Origin of the sequence: Spongiactinospora rosea (assembly GCF_003315795.1) — a bacterium.
In the GTDB taxonomy this organism is placed as follows: Bacteria; Actinomycetota; Actinomycetes; order Streptosporangiales; family Streptosporangiaceae; genus Spongiactinospora; species Spongiactinospora rosea.
The window spans coordinates 1-18,753 of the sequence record NZ_QMEY01000022.1 but is presented as its reverse complement, the minus strand read 5'-3'; the positions used below and the strand labels follow the sequence as shown (position 1 = coordinate 18,753).

Annotated in this window: 17 protein-coding genes and 2 rRNA genes; 9 read left to right on the top strand and 10 right to left on the bottom strand. The window is 68.3% G+C overall.

Going from position 1 to position 18,753, the window contains the following annotated elements:
- The 3 genes from DP939_RS34525 to DP939_RS34515 form a co-directional block, all read right to left on the bottom strand.
- Entirely contained in the window at positions 1-1,005 is a 1,005-nt protein-coding gene (locus DP939_RS34525; RefSeq protein WP_113985046.1) for an ABC transporter permease, read from the bottom strand.
- Positions 998-1,939 carry an ABC transporter permease gene (locus DP939_RS34520; RefSeq protein WP_113985045.1) on the bottom strand — a complete coding sequence of 314 codons (942 nt, stop codon included), beginning with the start codon at positions 1,937-1,939 and terminating at the stop codon, positions 998-1,000. Before DP939_RS34520 ends, DP939_RS34525 begins: the two co-directional genes overlap by 8 nt.
- 127 nt (positions 1,940-2,066) lie before the next feature.
- The gene (locus DP939_RS34515) at positions 2,067-3,710 is read right to left on the bottom strand and encodes a peptide ABC transporter substrate-binding protein (RefSeq protein ID WP_113985044.1); all 1,644 of its coding nucleotides are present in this window, start codon (positions 3,708-3,710) and stop codon (positions 2,067-2,069) included.
- Between the two features lie 551 nt (positions 3,711-4,261).
- Between DP939_RS34515 and DP939_RS34510 the strand changes: the two genes are divergently transcribed.
- From DP939_RS34510 to DP939_RS34495, 4 genes are all read left to right on the top strand, one after another.
- Positions 4,262-5,197 (top strand): ABC transporter permease, encoded by a 936-nt coding sequence (locus DP939_RS34510; RefSeq protein ID WP_113985043.1) that lies wholly within the window; start codon positions 4,262-4,264, stop codon positions 5,195-5,197.
- Positions 5,190-6,053 carry an ABC transporter ATP-binding protein gene (locus DP939_RS34505; RefSeq protein ID WP_113985042.1) on the top strand — a complete coding sequence of 288 codons (864 nt, stop codon included), beginning with the start codon at positions 5,190-5,192 and terminating at the stop codon, positions 6,051-6,053. Before DP939_RS34510 ends, DP939_RS34505 begins: the two co-directional genes overlap by 8 nt.
- 323 nt (positions 6,054-6,376) lie before the next feature.
- Positions 6,377-6,913, top strand: a complete 537-nt coding sequence (locus DP939_RS34500) for a YbhB/YbcL family Raf kinase inhibitor-like protein (RefSeq protein WP_113985041.1) — start codon at positions 6,377-6,379, stop codon at positions 6,911-6,913.
- A gap of 108 nt (positions 6,914-7,021) precedes the next feature.
- Positions 7,022-7,213 (top strand): hypothetical protein, encoded by a 192-nt coding sequence (locus tag DP939_RS34495; protein WP_113985040.1) that lies wholly within the window; start codon positions 7,022-7,024, stop codon positions 7,211-7,213.
- A gap of 183 nt (positions 7,214-7,396) precedes the next feature.
- Here the strand turns inward: DP939_RS34495 and DP939_RS34490 are convergent, their stop codons facing one another.
- Positions 7,397-8,722, bottom strand: coding sequence for a KamA family radical SAM protein (locus DP939_RS34490; protein ID WP_113985039.1), 1,326 nt, complete (start codon positions 8,720-8,722; stop codon positions 7,397-7,399).
- Between the two features lie 234 nt (positions 8,723-8,956).
- On the opposite strand from DP939_RS34490, the gene DP939_RS34485 reads away from it, so the two are divergent.
- From DP939_RS34485 to DP939_RS34470, 4 genes are all read left to right on the top strand, one after another.
- Positions 8,957-9,541 carry a DUF1707 SHOCT-like domain-containing protein gene (locus tag DP939_RS34485; protein ID WP_113985038.1) on the top strand — a complete coding sequence of 195 codons (585 nt, stop codon included), beginning with the start codon at positions 8,957-8,959 and terminating at the stop codon, positions 9,539-9,541.
- Between the two features lie 264 nt (positions 9,542-9,805).
- Positions 9,806-10,795 (top strand): phosphate acyltransferase PlsX, encoded by a 990-nt coding sequence (plsX, locus tag DP939_RS34480; protein WP_113985162.1) that lies wholly within the window; start codon positions 9,806-9,808, stop codon positions 10,793-10,795.
- A 72-nt stretch (positions 10,796-10,867) separates the two neighbouring features.
- Entirely contained in the window at positions 10,868-12,601 is a 1,734-nt protein-coding gene (argS, locus tag DP939_RS34475) for an arginine--tRNA ligase (RefSeq protein ID WP_113985037.1), read from the top strand.
- A 229-nt stretch (positions 12,602-12,830) separates the two neighbouring features.
- On the top strand, positions 12,831-14,159 hold the full coding sequence (locus DP939_RS34470) for a hypothetical protein (RefSeq protein WP_113985036.1): 1,329 nt from the start codon (positions 12,831-12,833) through the stop codon (positions 14,157-14,159).
- Between the two features lie 92 nt (positions 14,160-14,251).
- Here the strand turns inward: DP939_RS34470 and DP939_RS34465 are convergent, their stop codons facing one another.
- Complete coding sequence (locus tag DP939_RS34465) at positions 14,252-14,635, bottom strand: cell division protein SepF (RefSeq protein WP_113985035.1); 384 nt, start codon at positions 14,633-14,635, stop codon at positions 14,252-14,254.
- Positions 14,636-14,802: 167 nt separating this feature from the next.
- Between DP939_RS34465 and DP939_RS34460 the strand changes: the two genes are divergently transcribed.
- A complete protein-coding gene (locus DP939_RS34460; protein WP_113985034.1) occupies positions 14,803-15,645 on the top strand; it encodes a PhzF family phenazine biosynthesis protein in 843 nt (280 codons plus the stop codon).
- Here DP939_RS34460 and DP939_RS34455 read toward each other — a convergent pair.
- From DP939_RS34455 to DP939_RS34435, 5 genes are all read right to left on the bottom strand, one after another.
- The gene (locus DP939_RS34455; protein ID WP_199565614.1) at positions 15,642-16,022 is read right to left on the bottom strand and encodes a YrdB family protein; all 381 of its coding nucleotides are present in this window, start codon (positions 16,020-16,022) and stop codon (positions 15,642-15,644) included. The genes DP939_RS34460 and DP939_RS34455 overlap by 4 nt on opposite strands.
- On the bottom strand, positions 16,019-17,197 hold the full coding sequence (locus DP939_RS34450; RefSeq protein ID WP_113985032.1) for an NAD(P)/FAD-dependent oxidoreductase: 1,179 nt from the start codon (positions 17,195-17,197) through the stop codon (positions 16,019-16,021). Before DP939_RS34450 ends, DP939_RS34455 begins: the two co-directional genes overlap by 4 nt.
- A 69-nt stretch (positions 17,198-17,266) precedes the next feature.
- Positions 17,267-18,118, bottom strand: coding sequence for an RNA polymerase sigma factor SigJ (sigJ, locus tag DP939_RS34445; protein ID WP_225878681.1), 852 nt, complete (start codon positions 18,116-18,118; stop codon positions 17,267-17,269).
- A 143-nt stretch (positions 18,119-18,261) separates the two neighbouring features.
- Positions 18,262-18,378 (bottom strand): 5S ribosomal RNA (gene rrf, locus DP939_RS34440).
- Between the two features lie 137 nt (positions 18,379-18,515).
- Positions 18,516-18,753, bottom strand: a 23S ribosomal RNA gene (locus DP939_RS34435); the annotation flags it as partial.

Below are 18,753 nucleotides of genomic sequence, written 5' to 3'. Positions count from 1 at the left end.
TTATCGCAACTTCGGATCGAGCGCGTCGCGGACGGCGTCGCCGAGCATGATGAACGCCAGGACGGTGATGCTGAGGAAGATCGACGGGAAGATCAGCGGGTGCCACGCCTCCAGGAAGCGGTCGCGGGCATCGGCGATCATCAGGCCCCAGGAGATCTCCGGCGACTGGATGCCGACTCCGAGGTAGGACAGCGCCGCCTCGGCCGCGATGAACCCGCCCAGGTTGATCATCGCGATGACGATCACGGGGGCGAGCGCGTTCGGCAGGATGTGCCGGAACATGATCCGGCCGGCGCCCGCGCCGAGCGCCCGTGCGGCCACGACGTAGTCCTGGTTCTTGGCGGTGATCACCGCCGCGCGCATGATGCGGAACGTCATCGGCCAGGCCAGCACCGAAAGCGCCAGCATCACCGTCCATACGTTGCCCTTGCCGAAGACCACCAGGATCAGCAGCGCGCCCAGAATCACCGGGATGGCGAAGAAGATCTCGGTCGTCCTGGAGAGGATCACGTCGGTCGCGCCGCTACGGAACCCGGCGATCAGCCCGAGCAGGCCACCGAACACCGCGGTGACGATCATCGTGGTCACGCCGACCAGGATCGAGACCCGGGCGCCGTAGATCGTCTTGGCGAAGACGTCGCAGCCCTGGTTGTCCTGCCCGAACAGATGGCCCGCGCTGGGGGGCGTGCGGGCGTCCATGAGCTGGCAGGTGACCGCGTCGTACGGGTTCACCGAAGTAAACAGTTGCGGGAAGATCGCCATGACCACCAAGATGAAAATCATGATGGCCGAGCCGATGAAGAGCGGCCGGCGGCGCAGGTCGTACCACGCGTCGGTCCACAGGCTGGCGGGCTTGCCCTCCTTCTTCTGCTTGGTCTTCGGCTGCGCCGACGGCGGCACGCCGGGCTGCGCGGTGTCGGGGGCTGTGGCCGGGGCGACCTGGTCCAGAGCTTCGCGCTGCTGGGTCTCAGGGTCCATGGGGCCTGCGGGTCGAATGTCACTCATAGCGGATCCTCGGGTCCAGCACAGCGTAGAGCAGGTCGACGACCAGGTTGGCCAGGATGTACACGAGCACCAGGATGGTGATGATGCCTACCACCACCGGTTGTTGTCGTTCGTGTACCGATCTGAACAGCTCTTGCCCGATTCCGGGGATGTTGAAGATCGACTCTGTGATCACCGCGCCGCCCATGAGCGTGCCCAGGTCGGCTCCGAGGAACGTGATCAGCGGAATCAGGGCGTTGCGCAGCGCGTGCCGTCCGATCACGCGTCTTCGTGGCATGCCCTTGGCCACGGCCGTTCGCACGTAGTCGGCGCGCAGGTTCTCCACCAAGCTGGTCCGGGTGAGCCGGGTCAGATAGGCGATCGACGTGCCCGCCAGTACGAAGCCGGGGACGATGTAGCTGACCCAGCCGTCGGACACACCGGCGATCGGGAAGATCGTGACGCCGGTCCACCTCCTGAGCTGGACGCCGAGGAGGAGCTGCAGCACGAAGCCGGTCACCAGCGTCGGCACCGAGACGAGGAGCAGCGTGGAGGCGAGGATCATGCTGTCCACGGCCCGGCCGCGGCGCAGCGCCGCCCACAGTCCGAGCCCGACGCCGATCAGCGCCTCAAGGACCAGCGCGGTGAGCGCCAGGTTGATGGTCACCTGGAACTTCGCCGCGATGATCTCGGACACCTCCACGTTGGCGTAGGTCCGGCCGAGATTGCCGCGGAACACGCCGGCGATGTAGTAGCCGTACTGCACTAGAAGGGGGTCGTTCAGGTGATACTGCTCACGCAGAATACTGACGACCGTCGGATCCTGCCGTTTCTCGCCCGCCAGCGCCGCGATGGGGTCACCAGGCAGTGCGAAGACGGTGGCGAAGATCAGCAGGGTGGCGCCCAGTAGCACTGGGATCGCCTGGATAAGACGTCTTATGACGTAGCGGCCCACTAAAGCCTCCCATACATGCGCAAAGGGCAGCCTCGGTACCCAGGGTTTGCGGTGCCAAGCAGACTGCCCTCATGCGACCTTCTCCCAGGCCGGGCGCGGCGTGCGCGCCCGGCTTCGGAGAATCTTTCTAGGCCTTCTCGACGGACTCCCACTCAACCTGGTTGAGCAGGTTAATCTTCACACTCTTGAGGTGTTCTGAATACCCCGCGTTGATCTTGTAGAAGTAGACCGGAATGTACGGGAGTTCCTTGTTCAGGACGTCGGCCGCCTGGCGGTAGGCCTCAAGGCCCGCCTCCGGCGTCTCGGCGGTGTCGCCCTTCACCAGCAGCTCGTCGAACTCCTTGTTGGAGTAGCCGGCGTAGTTGGAGCCGGTCTTGGCCGCTTCGGTGGAGAAGATGGGAGTCAGGTAGTTCTCCGGGGACGGGTAGTCGATCGCCCAGCCCATCCGGAACATACCGGTGTACTTCTTGGCGTCCAGCTCGTCGAGGATCGCCTGGAACTTCTCGAACGGCTTGACCCCGACCTCGACGCCCAGGCTGGCGCGCAGGTTGATCGCGATGGCCTCGATCCACTCCTTGTGGCCACCGTCGGCGTTGTAGCCCAGCTCCAGCTTCTTGGGGCCGTTCGCCGCCGTGTAGACCTCCTTGGCCTTGGCGGGGTCGAAGACGCAGACCGTGCAGGCGCCCTGCTTGTAGCCCGCGATGGCCGGGTTGATGAAGTCGTCGGCCGGGGCGCGGGTGCCGGAGAAGACCTTCTCCGCGATCGTCTTCCGGTCGATGGCCATCGAGATGGCCTCGCGGATCTTGACGTTCTCGTAATCCTTGTTGTACTTCAGCGGGAAGCCGATGTAGCCGATGCCGGCGTCGGGCTGCTCGATGTAGCGCTCGCCCAGGTCGGCCTTGGCCGAGGAGATCGACGAGGCGGCGAGCTGGTCGATGATGTCGAGCTGGCCACCGCGCAGGTCGTTGTACGCCGTCTCGGTGCTAGTGTAGATCTTGAACTGCAGCTTGGCGAACTTCGGCTTGGCACCCGCGAAGGCGTCGTACCTGGTCAGGTCGATCGTCTGGTCGGTGCCCTTGCCGTACGGCTTGTCGATCGAGAACTGCCCGTTGCCGATGGGCTTCTTGGCGAACTCCTCGGTCACCTTGCCGTCGGGGCCGAACGCGGCCTTCGGCAGCGGATAGAACGCGGTATACCCGAGCATGACCGGGAACTGCGAGAACGGCTTGGACAGCGTCACCTCAAGGGTGGTGTCGTCCACGGCCTTGAGGCCCGACATCTCCTTGGTGGTGGGCGTCTTGCCCTCACCCGGGTTGAGGTCCTCATAACCCGCGACGCGGCCGAAGAAGTAGCTGGCCGACTGGGCGTTCTCCTGGTTGGAGGCGAAGTTCCACGCGTCGACGTAGTTCTGGGCGATCAGTTTCTCGCCGTTGTGCCACGTGTACCCGGGCTTGAGCTTGATCGTCCAGACCTTGTTGTCCTCGGTCTCGATCGACTGGGCGACCTCGTTGACGACTTCCTTGTTCTCGTTGTAGCTCACCAGGGGAGAAAAGAGAGCGGCGAGGACCTCGGCGCCCTCGGTCTCGGTGGTGTCGCTCGGGTAGAACAGCTTCTGCGGCTCGCCGATCTCCATCCGGACGGGAGCGTCGCCTCCGCCTGTGGTGGCTCCGGGCGAGCTGCCGGTGCTCCCGCCACCGCCGCCGCACGCGGCTACCGCGAGGGCGAGCAGCGCGGTACCGGCGATTATTTGTGCGCCCTTGGTCACACGCATTGTGGGTCTTTCCTCCCTCTCAGGTGGGCATGGTTCTGAGCTGCGATGCTCTCCCGGCAGCCAAGGAAAGGGCCTGGTTACCCCCGCCTCGGCCGACACGGTCGAACCCTGCCGACGCCCTGCCAGTCGATCGCTACAATCCCGCACTACTTCTCACCAGGGAGTCTCTGGCGCGTTGCAGTTCGGTCACACGTGCGCCCGCTGGACGTCACACGCATACCACTACGGGCGCTCAAAGAGCCTAAAACAGGCATAAACTCGCCAGAAGTGTACAGACGGGGATCCCTTGTCCTACAGGGGACTTGGGCGTCTGTCCCAAAATACACATAAGGGCCTGATGCTCGCGTGCTTGCCGACACAGGGCCGTCTCCTGGGCTACGGTTGACCCGGCCGCAGCACAGCGGATGAACCCGGGGCGAGCATTGCAGAACCTTGCAAATGCCCCGGAACCGTACTCTGAGAGGCCACGTCCAACTGTCTGTGCGCGCCCGTCGCTGCACAGAGCACCATCGCAGGCATCCCCATCACCAGGATCCAATAGAGTCCTTGCCATGAGCCAGCCGGAATCCGCGCTCGCGGACGCCCGGGCGGGCGGCCGGAAAGACGGCACCCCTTCCGCCGGGAAGGAGTCGCTGGCCCAGCTCGCCGAGCGATACGGGCTTCGACGTGCCATCGCACGCCCAGGTCTGCCCGTCTACCTGCGCCAGCTTTGGGAGCGCAGGCACTTCGTGCTGACCTACGCCACTTCGCGGAACATCTCGAAGTACAGCAATTCGGCGTTGGGTCAGCTCTGGCAGGTGCTCACGCCGCTGCTCAACGCCGCGATCTACTGGCTGATGTTCGGCCTGATCCTCGGTGCGGCCAAGGGCATGGAGAACTACACGGCGTTCCTGATCACCGGAATGTTCGTGTTCACATACACACAGCGCGCGGTCAGCGGCGGCGCCAAGTCGATCTCGGGCAACCTCTCGCTGATCAGGGCGCTGCACTTCCCCCGCGCGGCGTTGCCGCTCGCCTACACGGTGCAGGAGCTGCAACAGCTCCTGATCTCGATGGGCGTGCTGGCGGTGCTGGTGCTGGTCACCGGTGAGCCGCTGACCTGGTCCTGGCTGCTCGTCCCAGTGGCGCTGCTGCTGCAGACGATGTTCAACATCGGCGCCAGCCTGGTCCTCGCGCGCATCGGGGCGTTCGCCCGCGACATGAACCAACTGCTGCCGTTCATCATGCGGACCTGGCTGTACTCGTCGGGCGTGTTCTTCGCGATCGGCGACAAGATCAGGGACGCCGAGATCCCCCAGATCATCGCTGACATTCTCTACATCAACCCCGCCGCCGCGTACATCGAGGTAATGCGCGAGCTGCTGCTCAAGTCGCACACCACCGCCCCGCCGTGGATCTGGGGGGTCTGCGTATTCTGGGCAGTGTTCGCCCTGCTCGTCGGCTTCTGGTACTTCTGGCGTGCCGAGGAGAGGTACGGCCGTGGCTGAGCTGACCGAGGAGCTGTCACACGTGAAGGCGGAGGAACCAGACGTCCCGTCCAACAAGGACGTCAAGGTCTATCCCAGGGACGAGAAGCCGGCCGGGGGGCCCGAACACTCCGGCACGCCCACCGTCATCGTGGACGACCTCCACATCATCTACCGGGTGTACGGCGCAGCCTCCGACGCCGAACGCGGCAACGCCGCCAACGCGCTGCTCCGCCTCGTCCGCCGCCAGGGCCGCCCCCAGATGCGCGAGGTCCACGCCATCAAGGGCGTGTCCTTCGTGGCCCACCACGGCGACGCCATCGGCGTCATCGGCCGCAACGGCTCGGGCAAGTCCACCCTCCTGCGCGCCATCGCGGGCCTCCTGCCGCCCCACTCCGGCGCGGTCTACACCGACGGCCAGCCGTCCCTCCTGGGCGTCAACGCGGCCCTCATGCGCGACCTGACGGGCGAGCGCAACATCGTGCTCGGGTGTTACGCGATGGGCATGAAGCCCAGCCAGGTCAAGGAGAAGTACGGCGAGATCGTCGACTTCTCCGGCATCGGGGAGTTCGTCCAGTTCCCGATGTCGACCTACTCCTCGGGCATGGGCGCCCGGCTCCGCTTCGCCATCGCCTCGGCCAAGTCCCACGACGTCCTCCTCATCGACGAGGCCCTGGCCACGGGCGACCGCGAGTTCAAGCGCAAGAGCCAGGAACGCATCAAGCTGATGCGCCAGGAGGCCGGCACGGTCTTCCTGGTCGCCCACAACCTGGACGTGATCGAGGAGACCTGCAACCGGGTCATCTGGCTGCACAAGGGCAAGATCAAAATGGACGGCAACCCCAAGGAAGTCCTCGCCGCCTACAACCGTGTTTAAGGCGCTCGCTTCGCTCGCGCGGGGGCGTGCCCATGGCGCTCGCTCCGCTCGCGCGGGCCCGGGCGCCTTCAAGGCCGCGCCCTCTACTCCTCGCTCCGTCGCTCACTCGCTCGTTCCTCGCTCCCTCACTCCATCGCTCGTCACTCCGGACACGACCGCGCCCGGGCCGTGCATGGTTACGGCGGGCGCGTCACTAGAAGTACTCAAGGCGCTCGCTGCGCTCGCGCGGGGGCGCGCGTGGGCAGGGCGTGGTGCGCTGAGTGCGCGACTTGGCCCAAGATGGGGAACGTTCATGAAGGACGAGATCCATCGGAGGTAGACCCGTGTCGCAGCGGCCACCGATCCCGTACGACTTTCTTCCCCAGGTTCCCGCGCTGACCGTCGAGAGTGACGACGTACGCGACGGTGAGCGGATGTCGGACGTGCATGTGTTCGACGACTGGGGCTCGACGGGGCAGAACATCTCGCCGCATCTGCGCTGGTCCCCCGGCCCGGAGGGCACCAAGAGCTACGCGGTCACCTGCTACGACCCGGACGCGCCGACCGGCAGCGGCTTCTGGCACTGGCTGGCGTTCGACATCCCCGCCGACGTGACCGAACTCCCCAGGGGCGCCTCCGGCTCCGTCGGCACCAAGGGACTGCCGCAGGGGACCGTGGAGAGCCGGAACGACTACAACCAGGCCACGTACGGCGGTGCCGCGCCGCCGCCCGGCTACCCCCACCGCTACCTGTTCGCCGTCCACGCGCTGAGCGTCGAGAAGCTGGGCGTGGACCCGCAGACGCCGCCCGCCGCGGTGGGCTTCAACATCACCGCGAACACGCTGGCCCGAGGCTACATCGCGCCGACCTACGAGACCTGAGCCGCCGAGACTCGGGCCGCGCCCCGACTTTCTGACATCGCGACCGGCGTTCCGCTATGATTCCGAACGTATATTCGATCCGGAGACGCCGTCGATGAGGGGCGCGCGATGAGAGATCTGTCGATCGCGATCGACCACCTGGCAGCCGAGGATCCCGCGGAGATCCCGCACACCCAACTCGCCGAACAGTTACTGGAGCTGCACTGGCAGATGGCCCGGCTACAGGCCCAGATCGCCCGCCGTACCGGCGTCCGCCGCCCGTCCTGCGGCCCCCGGGAGTACGCCCACGCGTTGGACTGACCCCCGGGGGGTGGACTGCGCGCAGCCATACACGGGCCCCGCGCGAGCGGAGCGAGCGCCATCTGAGGGAGCGAGCGCCATCTACAACGGCCGGTGGCCCCGTGAGGGGGCACCGGCCGTTGCGGATGAGGTGGAATGGGCTCCCGGGCCCGTAGGGGCGGGCTCAGGGGCTTGGGCAGGGGTTCAGGCGGAGAGGCGGGCCGCGCCGAGGGGGGCCGGCTCGTAGGGGAAGCGGTCGGCGAAGGCCGGGGTGAGGTCGGTGAGCCAGGTGGCCTGGGGGTCGTAGCGGGCGAAGAAGGGGCGGCCGACGAGTTCGGGGTCGCGGGCCTGGATGAGGTGGAGGACGAAGACCTTCTGACCGGCGATCTCCGTGACCCCGTCCACGCACACCTTGCCCGGCGTCGCCGACATCGACGGCCCGCGGACCGTACGGCACAGCCCCGACACGCCCGCGTACGCGTCGCGGAAGATCTCGTACGCCCGCGCGAGCGGCACCGCGAAGTAGTCCTGGGGACCGGTGTCACGCTCGACGAACATGTAGTACGGGACCATCCCCATGGTGAGGTGACGCCGCCACATGTGCGTCCAGATGGCCGGGTCGTCGTTGATGGAGCGAATCAGCGGCGCCTGGGTGCGGATGACCGCGCCCGTGTCGTTGATGCGCCGGACCGCCTCCTGCACCGCCTGCGGCTCGATCTCGCGCGGGTGGGAGAAGTGCGCCATGAAGGCGAGGTTCTTGCCGGACTCGACCACCCGCGAGAACAGGCGCAGGGTGTCGTCCGCGTCAGGGTCGGTGATGTACCGCTGCGGCCAGTAGCCCAGGGACTTCGTCCCGATCCTGATGGATTCGAGCTGTTCGATCTGCAGCAGCGGCTCGATGTAGCGGCGCAACACCGGCTCGCCCATGATCATGGGGTCGCCGCCGGTGAGCAGGATGCTGGTCACCTCGGGATGCGCATGGACGTACTCGACCAGCCGCTCGACATCGTCGGAGGCCATCTTGAGGTCGGGGTCCCCGACGAACTGCGCCCAGCGGAAGCAGTACGTGCAGTACGCGTGGCAGGTCTGCCCCTGTTTGGGGAAGAAGAGAACGGTCTCGGGGTACTTGTGCTGAAGCCCCTGGATCGGTTCCTGACCGACCCGGGGGACGTTGAGCTGGAGCTGCCCGGCGGGGTGCGGGTTGAGCTTCATGCGTACGTCGTGGGCGACCGCGGTGATCTCGCTCTTCGCGGCCTCGTCGCGCAGCAGGCCGGCGATCCGGGTGACGTCCGCCTCCGGCAGCATGTCGGCCTGCGGGAACACAAGCCGGTAGATCGGGTCGTCCGGGATGTCCGACCAGTCGATCAGCTCGTCGACGACGTAGGCGTTGGTCCGGAAGGGCAGCACGGTCGCCACCGCACGGATACGTAGCCGTTCCTCGTCGTCGAGTCCTGCACGCTGGAGCAGCTCATCCAGGTGCTTGCTGGTGTAGGCACGGAACCCGCGACTACCGTTCTGCTTCAAGATCACTAGGCCCTTCCCTCCCTTTTCCAACGAGGTTGTAAACCACTAGGCCGTCTCGTGCGTCCTCTATTTTTCATATACCCCGACGTGGCAACCCCCTCGACTGGTTCCAGGGAGACCAAAGTTTCCTTTGATGTCGTCCTGCCCGGGCAGTGCCCCAAGAGCTTTCAGATGATCGCTAAGGTCGCCGTAAAACTTCCTGCTTTCGCGACATATCGCGTTAGTCGTACACTCGTCCACATGAGCAGTCCACCGCCCGACAACGTGGATCAACGCGCCTCCGACGCCGAGCGCGACCAGGTCGCCGCGGTCATCGGCGAAGCCCTCGCCACCGGCCGTCTCACCAGTGTTGAGCATGCCGACCGCCTGGAGGCCACCTACTCTGCGATAACCGTCGGTGACCTGGTCGCGATCACTCGGGATCTGCCCGCCGTCAGCGGCTCGTCAGCGGCCGACGCCATGCACAAGCAGCAGGTCGGCGCGGTGTTCAGCAAGGTCGTCCGGGGCGGGAGGTGGGTTCCGGCCCGCCATACCCAAATGCGATCGACCTTCGGCGCGCTGATCGTGGACCTCACGGAGGCGGTGCTGCCCGGCCGGGAGATCACCCTGGAACTGAACGCGTTCTGCGGCAAGCTCATCGTGCGGGTCCCGGGCGACGCGCAGGTGATCGAGGAGGGCGGGGTGCTGTTCGGCAAGCGCCACGTCGCGGTGGGGTCGGGCGGTGCGGGGAACAGCGACACCACCGGCCCGCTGATCCGCATCACCGGGCGCGCGGTGTTCAGCAAGATCGTGGTCTCCCGGGAGAAGGACCCGCACTTCGGCTGACCACGGGCCAGTGCCCATGGGTCCGGCCGGTCCGACGTACCCGCTGGTAGACGTACCGGACAGGACGCCTACGATGCGGTGAGACGCGATCCGCACGAGGTGACCTTGCCCGAAACCGACCACTCCGGCGACTCCGGCAAACCCGGCCAGTCCGGGCAGTCCGCCACGACCACCCCTTCCGGTGGCACGTCCGGCACGGATTCGCCCGGCAAGGCGGAGGACGGCCGCCGGTCCGCCGCCCTGCCGCCGATCGCGCTGGACGCCATGGGCGGCGACCACGCCCCGGCGGAGATCGTGGCCGGTGCGGTACAGGCGTACCGGGAGCACGGCGTTCCCGTGGTCCTGGTCGGAGCGCCGCGGGTGCTGCACGAGGCCCTGATCGAGCACGACGCCGCGCGGCAGATCCCGATCGTGCGGGCCGAGGAGGCCCTGGAGATGAACGCCGGCGCGCTGGCCAGCCTGCGCCGCCCGCGTTCCAGCATCGCCGTGGCCTGTCACCTGGTACGCCGGGGCGACGCCTGCGCCGTGGTGTCCGCCGGTTCGACCGCCGGGGTCGTGGCCACCGGCAAGCTGCGGCTGCGCGGCCAGCAGGGCGTACTGCGCCCCGCGCTCGCCGTCGTACTCCCCACCGCGCCGCGCCCCACCATCCTGCTCGACGCGGGCGCGAACGCCGAGGTGAAGGCGGAGTCGCTGGTGCAGTTCGCACACCTCGGCATCGCCTACGCCGAGACCGGCCTCGGCGTCGCGAACCCCAAGGTGGGCCTGCTCACCATCGGCAGCGAGGCCGAGAAGGGCGACAAACTGGTACGCCGGGCGCACGAACTGCTCGCCGCCGCCCCCGGCATCGACTTCGGCGGCAACGTCGAGGGCCACGACCTGCTCACCGGCGTGGTCGACATCGTGGTCACCGACGGGTTCACCGGCAACGTCGCGCTCAAGGCCATCGAGGGCGCGGTCCGGTTCACCTTCGGCGAGCTGCGGGCGAGCTTCGCGGAGAGCCGCCTGGCGCGGTTCGGCGCGCTGTTCCAGCGCTCCCCCCTGCGCGACCTGCGCGACAGGCTCGACCCCGAGGCGTACGGCGGGGCCGTACTGCTCGGCCTGAACGGCACGGTCGTCATCGCGCACGGCGCCTCCAGAGCCAACGGGATAGCGGCGGCCTGCGCCCTGGCCGCGCGGCTGGCGGCGGCCGGGACGGTCGCCAAGATCGGCGAGCGCGTCGCCGGGACGCACCGCCCGCACCGCCTGTGGTCGTAGCCTTCGGGCGCTGGTGATCACGGGTGAGAAACCCGGTGAGGACATGGATCGCCAGCCGATATTCTTGGGTGCATGACCGATCCGCAGCTCGTCCTGACCGAGCGCGTCCGGCTGGCACTGGCCGACGCCTTCGGGGCGGAGTTCGCCGACGCGGACCCGCTGATCCGGCCCTCGCAGTTCGCCGACTTCCAGGCGAACGTCGCGATGAGCCTGGCCAGGCGACTGCCCGACCGGCCCAAGCCGCGCGACGTCGCCCAGGCCATCGCCGACCGGCTCGCCGACTTCCCCGGCACGGTCGAGGTCAGCGGCCCCGGGTTCCTCAACATCACGCTCAGCGACGCGTGGATCGCCGAGCAGGCGGGCCAGATGTTCGGCGACCCGCGCGCCGGGGTGCCCACGATCACTCCGGCGGCCACCGTCGTGATCGACTACTCCGCGCCCAACGCGGCCAAGGAGATGCACGTCGGCCACCTGCGCACGACGATCGTCGGCGACGCGCTGGCCAGGGTCCACGAGCACCTCGGCAACCGCGTCGTCAGGCAGAACCACCTGGGCGACTGGGGCACGCCGTTCGGCATGCTCATCGAGCACCTGCTCGACATCGGCGAGCCCGCCGCCGTGGCGCAGTTGGAGGCCGGTGAGGGCACCGAGTTCTACCAGGCCGCGCGGCAGAAGTTCGAGACCGACGAGACGTTCAAGCGGCGGGCCCGCGAGCGCGTCACCACGCTCCAGTCCGGCGACCCCGACACGCTGCGGCTCTGGCACGTCTTCATGAACGCCACGATCCGCTACTTCAACAAGATCTACAGCATGCTCGGCGTCACCCTGACCGACGCCGACATCGCCGGCGAGAGCATGTACAACGACATGCTGGCCAAGACCTGCGCCGACCTGGAGGCGTCCGGGGTCGCGGTGCTGAGTGAGGGCGCGCTGTGCGTGTTCCCGCCCGGCTTCACCGGCAGCGACGACAAGCCGCTGCCGCTGATCATCCGCAAGAGCGACGGCGGCTACGGCTACGCCACCACCGACCTGGCCGCCATCCGCTACCGGGTGCACGACCTGAAGGCCGACCGCATCCTCTACGTCGTCGGCAACGACCAGGCCCTGCACTTCCAGATGGTCTTCGCGGCGGCCCGGATGGCGGGCTGGCTGCCCGACTCGGTCTCGCCCGAGCACATCCAGATCGGCATGATGCTCGGCAAGGACGGCCGGCGGTTCAAGACCCGCTCCGGCGAGTCGGTCAAGCTCACCGACCTGCTCGACGAGGCGATCGACCGGGCCAGGGCGGCCATCGCCGACCGGGGTTACGACGACGCGACCCGCGAGGAGATCGCGCGGGCGGTCGGCATGGGCGCGGTGAAGTACGCCGACCTGTCTGTCAGCCACGACAGCGAGTACGTCTTCGACTTCGACCGGATGCTCGCGCTGACCGGCAACACCGGCCCGTACATGCAGTACGCCCAGGCCCGGATCCGGTCCATCTTCCGCCGCGGCGGCGTCGACCCGGCGTCCGTCACCGGCCCGATCGTCCTCGGCGAGCCCGCCGAGCGGGCGCTGGCCCTGCAACTCCTCGGCTTCCCCGCGGTGGTCGAGCGGGTGGGCGAGGCCGCCGAGCCGCACCGGCTGTGCGCGTTCCTGTTCGACACGGCCACGGCCTTCACCACCTTCTTCGAGACCTGCCCGGTGGTCAAGGACGGCGTCCCCGCCGACACCCGCGCCTCCCGCCTGGCCCTGTGCGCCCTCACCCTGCGCGTCCTCGAAACCGGCCTCCACCTCCTCGGCGTCCCGGCCCCCGACCGCATGTGACCCCCGCCACCGCCGTCCGACCGCTGGGTGGGGTGTGCCGGTGGAGGGGAGGGGCCGACCGGATGGCACCGGGTGGTCCCGGAAGCGCCTGCTCTGGGCGCGCCTCCGTGGACATGGGCACCCCCCGGGTTAGGCTTTGCGCGGTCATTGGAATGTCCGGCATGCGACCTCGGCGGGAGTCGCACATGTCCGGGCGATCCCAGCGTCTACGGGGGGTTCCCGCTTGAGCATGGATCTGACCGCGAGCCCCCGTGCCACGACGGAGCTCCAGCGCGGCGCTGAGGCGCTGCTCGCGCACCTCGCCGCCGGCGGTGCCACGCCCGTGCTCCCGGCCACGTTCGCCGACGTCGATGGCCACTGGCTGCCGCCCGCGATGGAGGCCCTGGTGGCGCTCATGGCGGGCCAGGACGCGCTGCACCCGCTGGCCAAGGCCGCGCAGCGGGACGAACGACGTACCGCGCTCTTCCTGTGCCTCGCGCTCGCCGTGGCGGGCCAGGGCGACCGCATCCACGCGTCCTGGCTCGGCATCGCCTTCGGCGAGCTGTCCGCCGACCGGCCCGTGGCGCACGGGCAGCGGGCGCTGTGGGTGACCGCGGCGCGGGGCGCGTACGGCCCGGCGGGCAAGATCTTCGTACTCCGCAAGCTCGACGCCGTCGATCTCCCCGACCAGGACGACGTGGACGGCTGGCTCGCCGCCCTCATACCGGGCAACCCCGCCGTTGTCATACCGCACTCGCTGGTGGACTATCCCGAGCTGGCCGAGATCCCCGGGCTTGCCGACCCCACCCAGGCCGCCGCCAAGCTGGCGCGGCTGCGCGGCCGGTGTGTGGAGATCACCTCGTCCAAGCGGCCCGACGACAGCGCCTCGCCCCCGCCGCGCAACGGCTCAGGGCGGCCCGTCTCCGCCTGGGCCCATGACGAGCCGCTGGCGGTCCTGCGCGGCCTGATCGGCTCGGGCGGCCCCGAGGGCCCGATGGGCTCGCTGGTCGGCCACCTGCGCGACGATCTCAGCCCCGGCGCGGACCCCGACCTGGCCGCCGCCGCCCTGCACGTGGTCGCGCCCATCGTGCGTTCGGTGGCCGAAGAGCTGACCGAGGCGACCCGCAGCGCGCCGCCCACGCAGATCACCGTGCCCATACTGGGGCACGACATCCTGTTGCTGCCCGAAGGGCCCGACCCTCGCTCGCTGGCCGACGCCGAGCGGCGGATCACCGAGTCGGGTGTGCCCAAGCGCCGGGGCCCCTGGCCGGGCTACGCCCTGGCGGCGCTCGGCGTCGTCCTGGGCGTGGCGGCCTTCCTGGTGCCGATGCTGCTCCTGCTGGTCCCGGGCGTGGCGCTCTGCGCGCTCGCGGGTCACCTGCTGTGGCGCGCGCACGGCCAGTCCCGTGCCGACGACGACTACGTACGCGCCCGGACCACCGAGCTGCGCGAACTGGCCGACGGGGCGGTCTGGGCGATGCACGAGTACGCCCGCGAGGCCGACAACCGCGCCAAGCTGGCCTCCGATGACCTCACCGAACTGACCCGCCTCATCCGCCGCGGCCCTCGCGCCGCCTGACCACGACGACACCACGCGTCGGCCGGTCGTCTGCCGAGTCGGTCAGTGGGACATGCTCGGCCCCCCGGCGAGCATGCCCCCACGGCCGTACGTCAGACCGCGGAGATCTCGACGTCGGCCGGGGCGAGCAGAAAGACCTTCTCCGCGATGCGCTCGATCTTGCCCTCGCAGCCGTAAGCCAGCCCGGCCGCGAAGTCCACCATCCGGGTGGCCTCCGTCATGGACATGCCGGTCACGTCCATGATCACGGTCTGCCCCTCGCGGAAGTGCTTCCCGATGGTCGGCGCGTCGTTGTACTCACGCGGCTGCACCATCACAATGCGGGCGGGCTCCCCGGCCTGCTGCCACCGGCGCGCCGCGCGCTCCGCCGCGGGCATCCACTCCTCGTCCTCGGCGCCCTCGTACTCGTAGGGCTCGTCGTACTGATCAACACCGCCCAGGCCAAGGTAGGTCGCCACCTTGCGCACTGCCCCCATCGGCTCGTCCTTTCCTCGTCAGGCACTCACCGCATTCGGCTCGCCCTGACACATTGGACGCTAACCGATGCCTGGATGTTCGCCATGCGACACGCCCAACACTTTCCTATTTTGTACGGCTGGGTCCCTCAGGGCGATCGGTTATCCTCCCCCGATAACCTGACTCCATGCGGATGTTCACCGTAGACGCCTTCACCCGGCAACCGTTCCAGGGTAACCCCGCGGCCGTCTGCCTGCTCGACTTCCCTGCTGACGACACGTGGATGCAGTCGCTCGCCGCCGAGATGAACCTCTCCGAGACCGCGTTCGTGACCGGTCTCGACAGCGGCCGGCCGTATTCGCTGCGCTGGTTCACCCCGGCCGTCGAAGTGGCATTGTGCGGGCACGCGACCCTGGCCACGGCGCATGTGCTCTATTCCATCGGAGCGGCCTCAGGGACGATCGAATTCTCCACCTTGAGTGGAATCCTGACAGTGAGTCAGGGCTCCGACAATATGATCACGATGGATTTTCCCGCCGCACCGCCCAAGCCCACCACACCACCCGCGGGGCTCGCGGAAGCACTGGGCGCGACGCCGCTGCGGACCGCCCGTGCCCGGGAGGACCTACTCGTCGAACTGGAATCGGCACACGCCGTACAGACCCTCACCCCGGATATCGCGGCACTGCGTGAGATCGACGCGAGAGGTGTCATCGTCACCGCGCGCGCGTCGAATGACGACACCGACCGTAGTGGTTCCGTCGCAGGTCAGGAGGGGTCGGAGCAGCCCCATTTCGTCTCACGGTTCTTCGCGCCCCGCGTTGGCGTGAACGAGGACCCGGTGACCGGGTCGGCACATTGCGCCCTCGCCCCGTACTGGTCCGCCCAACTCGGCGAGAAGGACCTCCTCGGCCACCAGCTCTCCGCCCGGGGCGGCTTGGTGCATACCAGCCTACGCGGCGACCGAGTCATACTCGGCGGCCATGCGGTCACGGTCATGACCGCCGAACTACATTCCACTCCAGGCTAATTCTGTAGAAGCCAGATGATCCGGTCGAACGCCGCCACATGATATACGGCCAGCAGGACCGCGAATCCTACCGCAATCCGCCGCAGTCCCACCCGGTAATAGCCGAATGCCGCACCAAAGAAGACCGCGAGTTCCAGCAGCAGCCGGATTGGGCCGGGGGTGTCGAAGTCGGTTTCGCCCGACCGCGACTCGTCGCCCGGCACGGCGAAGGCGCCCCACGCCCACCCGACCGCCACCGGCAACGCGATGGCGGTCAGGAAGCGGAGCAGGGGCCCCGGCGTCCTGCGCCAGGCCCAGATGGCGAAGCCGGCCAGCGCGAACAACTCGAATCCGAAGCGCAGGACGAGCAGCACCGGGTGATAGGCGAGCCCGGTCATGATCTGGTGAGGTCGGCCGCGGGCAGGTCGGCGACGGCCCGGCCCTCGTCAGCGCTCCGCCGTACCGGGGCCGGGCCCTTCGGCCACAGGTAGGAGCCGGGGCGGCGGCGCTCCATGCGCAGCCACGTGACCGTGGAGCGGCAGACCTGTTCCTTGACCCAGGCGCCGAGGCGGCCGGTGATGACCAGCTTCGCCGGGGAGTCGTCGGGCTTGACCCACTGGATCACGCCGTCGCGGCGGCCCAGGCTGATGCACTGGATGAAGTACCGGAAACGGAACTCGGCCGGGGTGCGTCCGTCGGCTCTGGCGTTGATCGCGTCGGCGGCGTGGGCCGCGATCGGCATGCCCACCGCGCACGACATGCGTGAGACGCCCGCGCCCGGGATCTCCACGGCCGCCGCGTCGCCGACGACATAGACGTCGGGGTGTGAGAGCGACCGCATCGTACCGTCCACGCGAGCCCGGCCCCGGTCGTCCACCGCGAGCCCCGCTGCGGCGGCGAGTCCCGGTACGGCGAACGATCCCGCCCAGGCGATGACATCGGCGGAGATATCGCCACGGTCGGTGTGAAGTACCCCCTCCTCGACCGAGGTGACCCGCGTGCCGGTGTGGATGGTGACGCCGAGCCTGGTGAGCGTTCGCTCGACCCGGGCGCGCCCGCGCGCGGAGAGTCCCGCCCCCGCGACCGTACCGGCGACCAGCTCGATCCGGCGGCCCGGGTGGGACTCGGCGAGTTCGGCGGCCAGCTCGATGCCGGTCAGTCCACCACCGACCACCACGACCTTCTTCGCACCGTCCGCCAGGCGCTCGCGCAGTTCGGCGGCCCGCTCGACGGTGTAGGTGTGCTCGGCCGTACCGGGCAGGCTCAGGTCCGTGTGGCTGCCCAGGGCGTAGACCAGCGTGTCATAGCCGAATTCGCGGCCGTCGGCCGTACGCACCCGCTTGGCGGCCAGGTCGATGCCCTCCACCCACGCGGTGACGACCTCGATGCCGGTGCCCCGGGTCAGCTCCGCCAGCGGAACCGTCACGCTGGGCCGTCCCGCCACGAACTCATGCAACCTGATCCGCTGGGTGAACCGGTCCTCCGCACTGATGACGGTGATGCCGTGTCGCCGGCCGAGCCGGAGCGCCGCCATCATACCCGCATATCCGCCGCCGATCACCACGATCTTCATGCCAGCCTCCTGAGTCGCTGTTCACCAGGGGAGACCAGCGGAAGGCGGAGAATGTCTTAGTGAGCTGTGTCACACAGCGAGATGCCGGAGCTTGTCCGGATTGCGTACGACGTCCACGCGGGTGATGCGGCCCTCGGCGACGGTGAACGCCAGCACGGAGTCCACCGCCCCCGCCGCGTCCACCACCAGTACACCCGGTGCGCCGTTCACCTCGCGGAACTCCGCGGACATGTTCGTGTACCAGCGCTCCACCATCCCCAGGACCAGCCTGGCGACCTTGTCCGCACCCGTGACCGGAGTAAACGCCGCGGTGACCTTGCCGCCGCCGTCCGCCGTCCACACGACGTCGGGGTCCAGCGCGGCCACCAGGCCGGGCAGGTCGCCGCTGGCAGCCGCCGCCGCGAACGCCGCCACCACCTTCAGGTGCGCCGACCGCTCCGGCGTACGCCGCGGCCCGTACTCCCGCACCCGCACCCGGGCCCTGGACGCGAGCTGCCTGACCGCCCCCGTACTGCGGCCGACGATGTCGGCGATCTCCTCGAACGGCACATCGAAGACATCGTGTAGCACGAACGACGTGCGCTCGGCCGGCGTGAGCCGTTCCAGAACGGCCAGCAGTGCGAGGCTGATCGAGTCGTCCAACGTGGCCCGGTCCTCCGGGCCCAGCTCCTCGACCACGGGCTCGGGCAGCCACTGGCCGACGTAGGACTCCCGCTTGGCACGGGCGGAGGTCAGCATGTCGTAACAGACCCGGCTGACCGTCGTCGTCAGGTAGGCCCGGACGTCCTCGACGGCGGCCTGGTCCGCGCGCTCCCAGCGCAGCCAGGTCTCCTGCATGGCGTCATCGGCGTCGGCGACGGTGCCGAGGATCCGGTAGGCGACGCCCCACAGGTGCCGGCGATGGGTTTCGAAAAGCTCCACAATGCAGCAAACCTTAGGCGATGCCTCGTGGAGGTGGTGGAGGCGGGGCTGTTTCCGGGCATGCAAAAGAGGAGGCCCTCATCGCCCGGCACGGAACCTGAACTCCGTGCCCAGCGACAAGGGCCTCCCCATATTCAAAAATTGTGCGGCAGCGACCTACTCTCCCACACCGTCCCCAGTGCAGTACCATCAGCGCAGGCAGGCTTAACTTCCGGGTTCGGAATGTAACCGGGTGTCTCCCCACCGCCATAACCACCGCAACACATCGAAACCACCAACCGGCGCAGACCCACCCCTCCGAAGAGGGGCAGACCGCAGCCTGGTTGCAGTCTCAGAATCACACAGTGAACGCGAGCACCACACACGCAACAGCATTAAACACACAAACGTGTTTGTTGTGGTCAAGTCCTCGGCCTATTAGTACCAGTCAGCTCCACGCCTCACAACGCTTCCACCACCAGCCTATCAACCCGGTCATCCACCGGGAGCCTTACCCCACCAAAGTGGGAGGGAGACCTCATCTCAAGGCAAGCTTCCCGCTTAGATGCCTTCAGCGGTTATCCTTCCCGAACGTAGCCAACCAGCCATGCACCTGGCGATACAACTGGCACACCAGAGGTTCGTCCGTCCCGGTC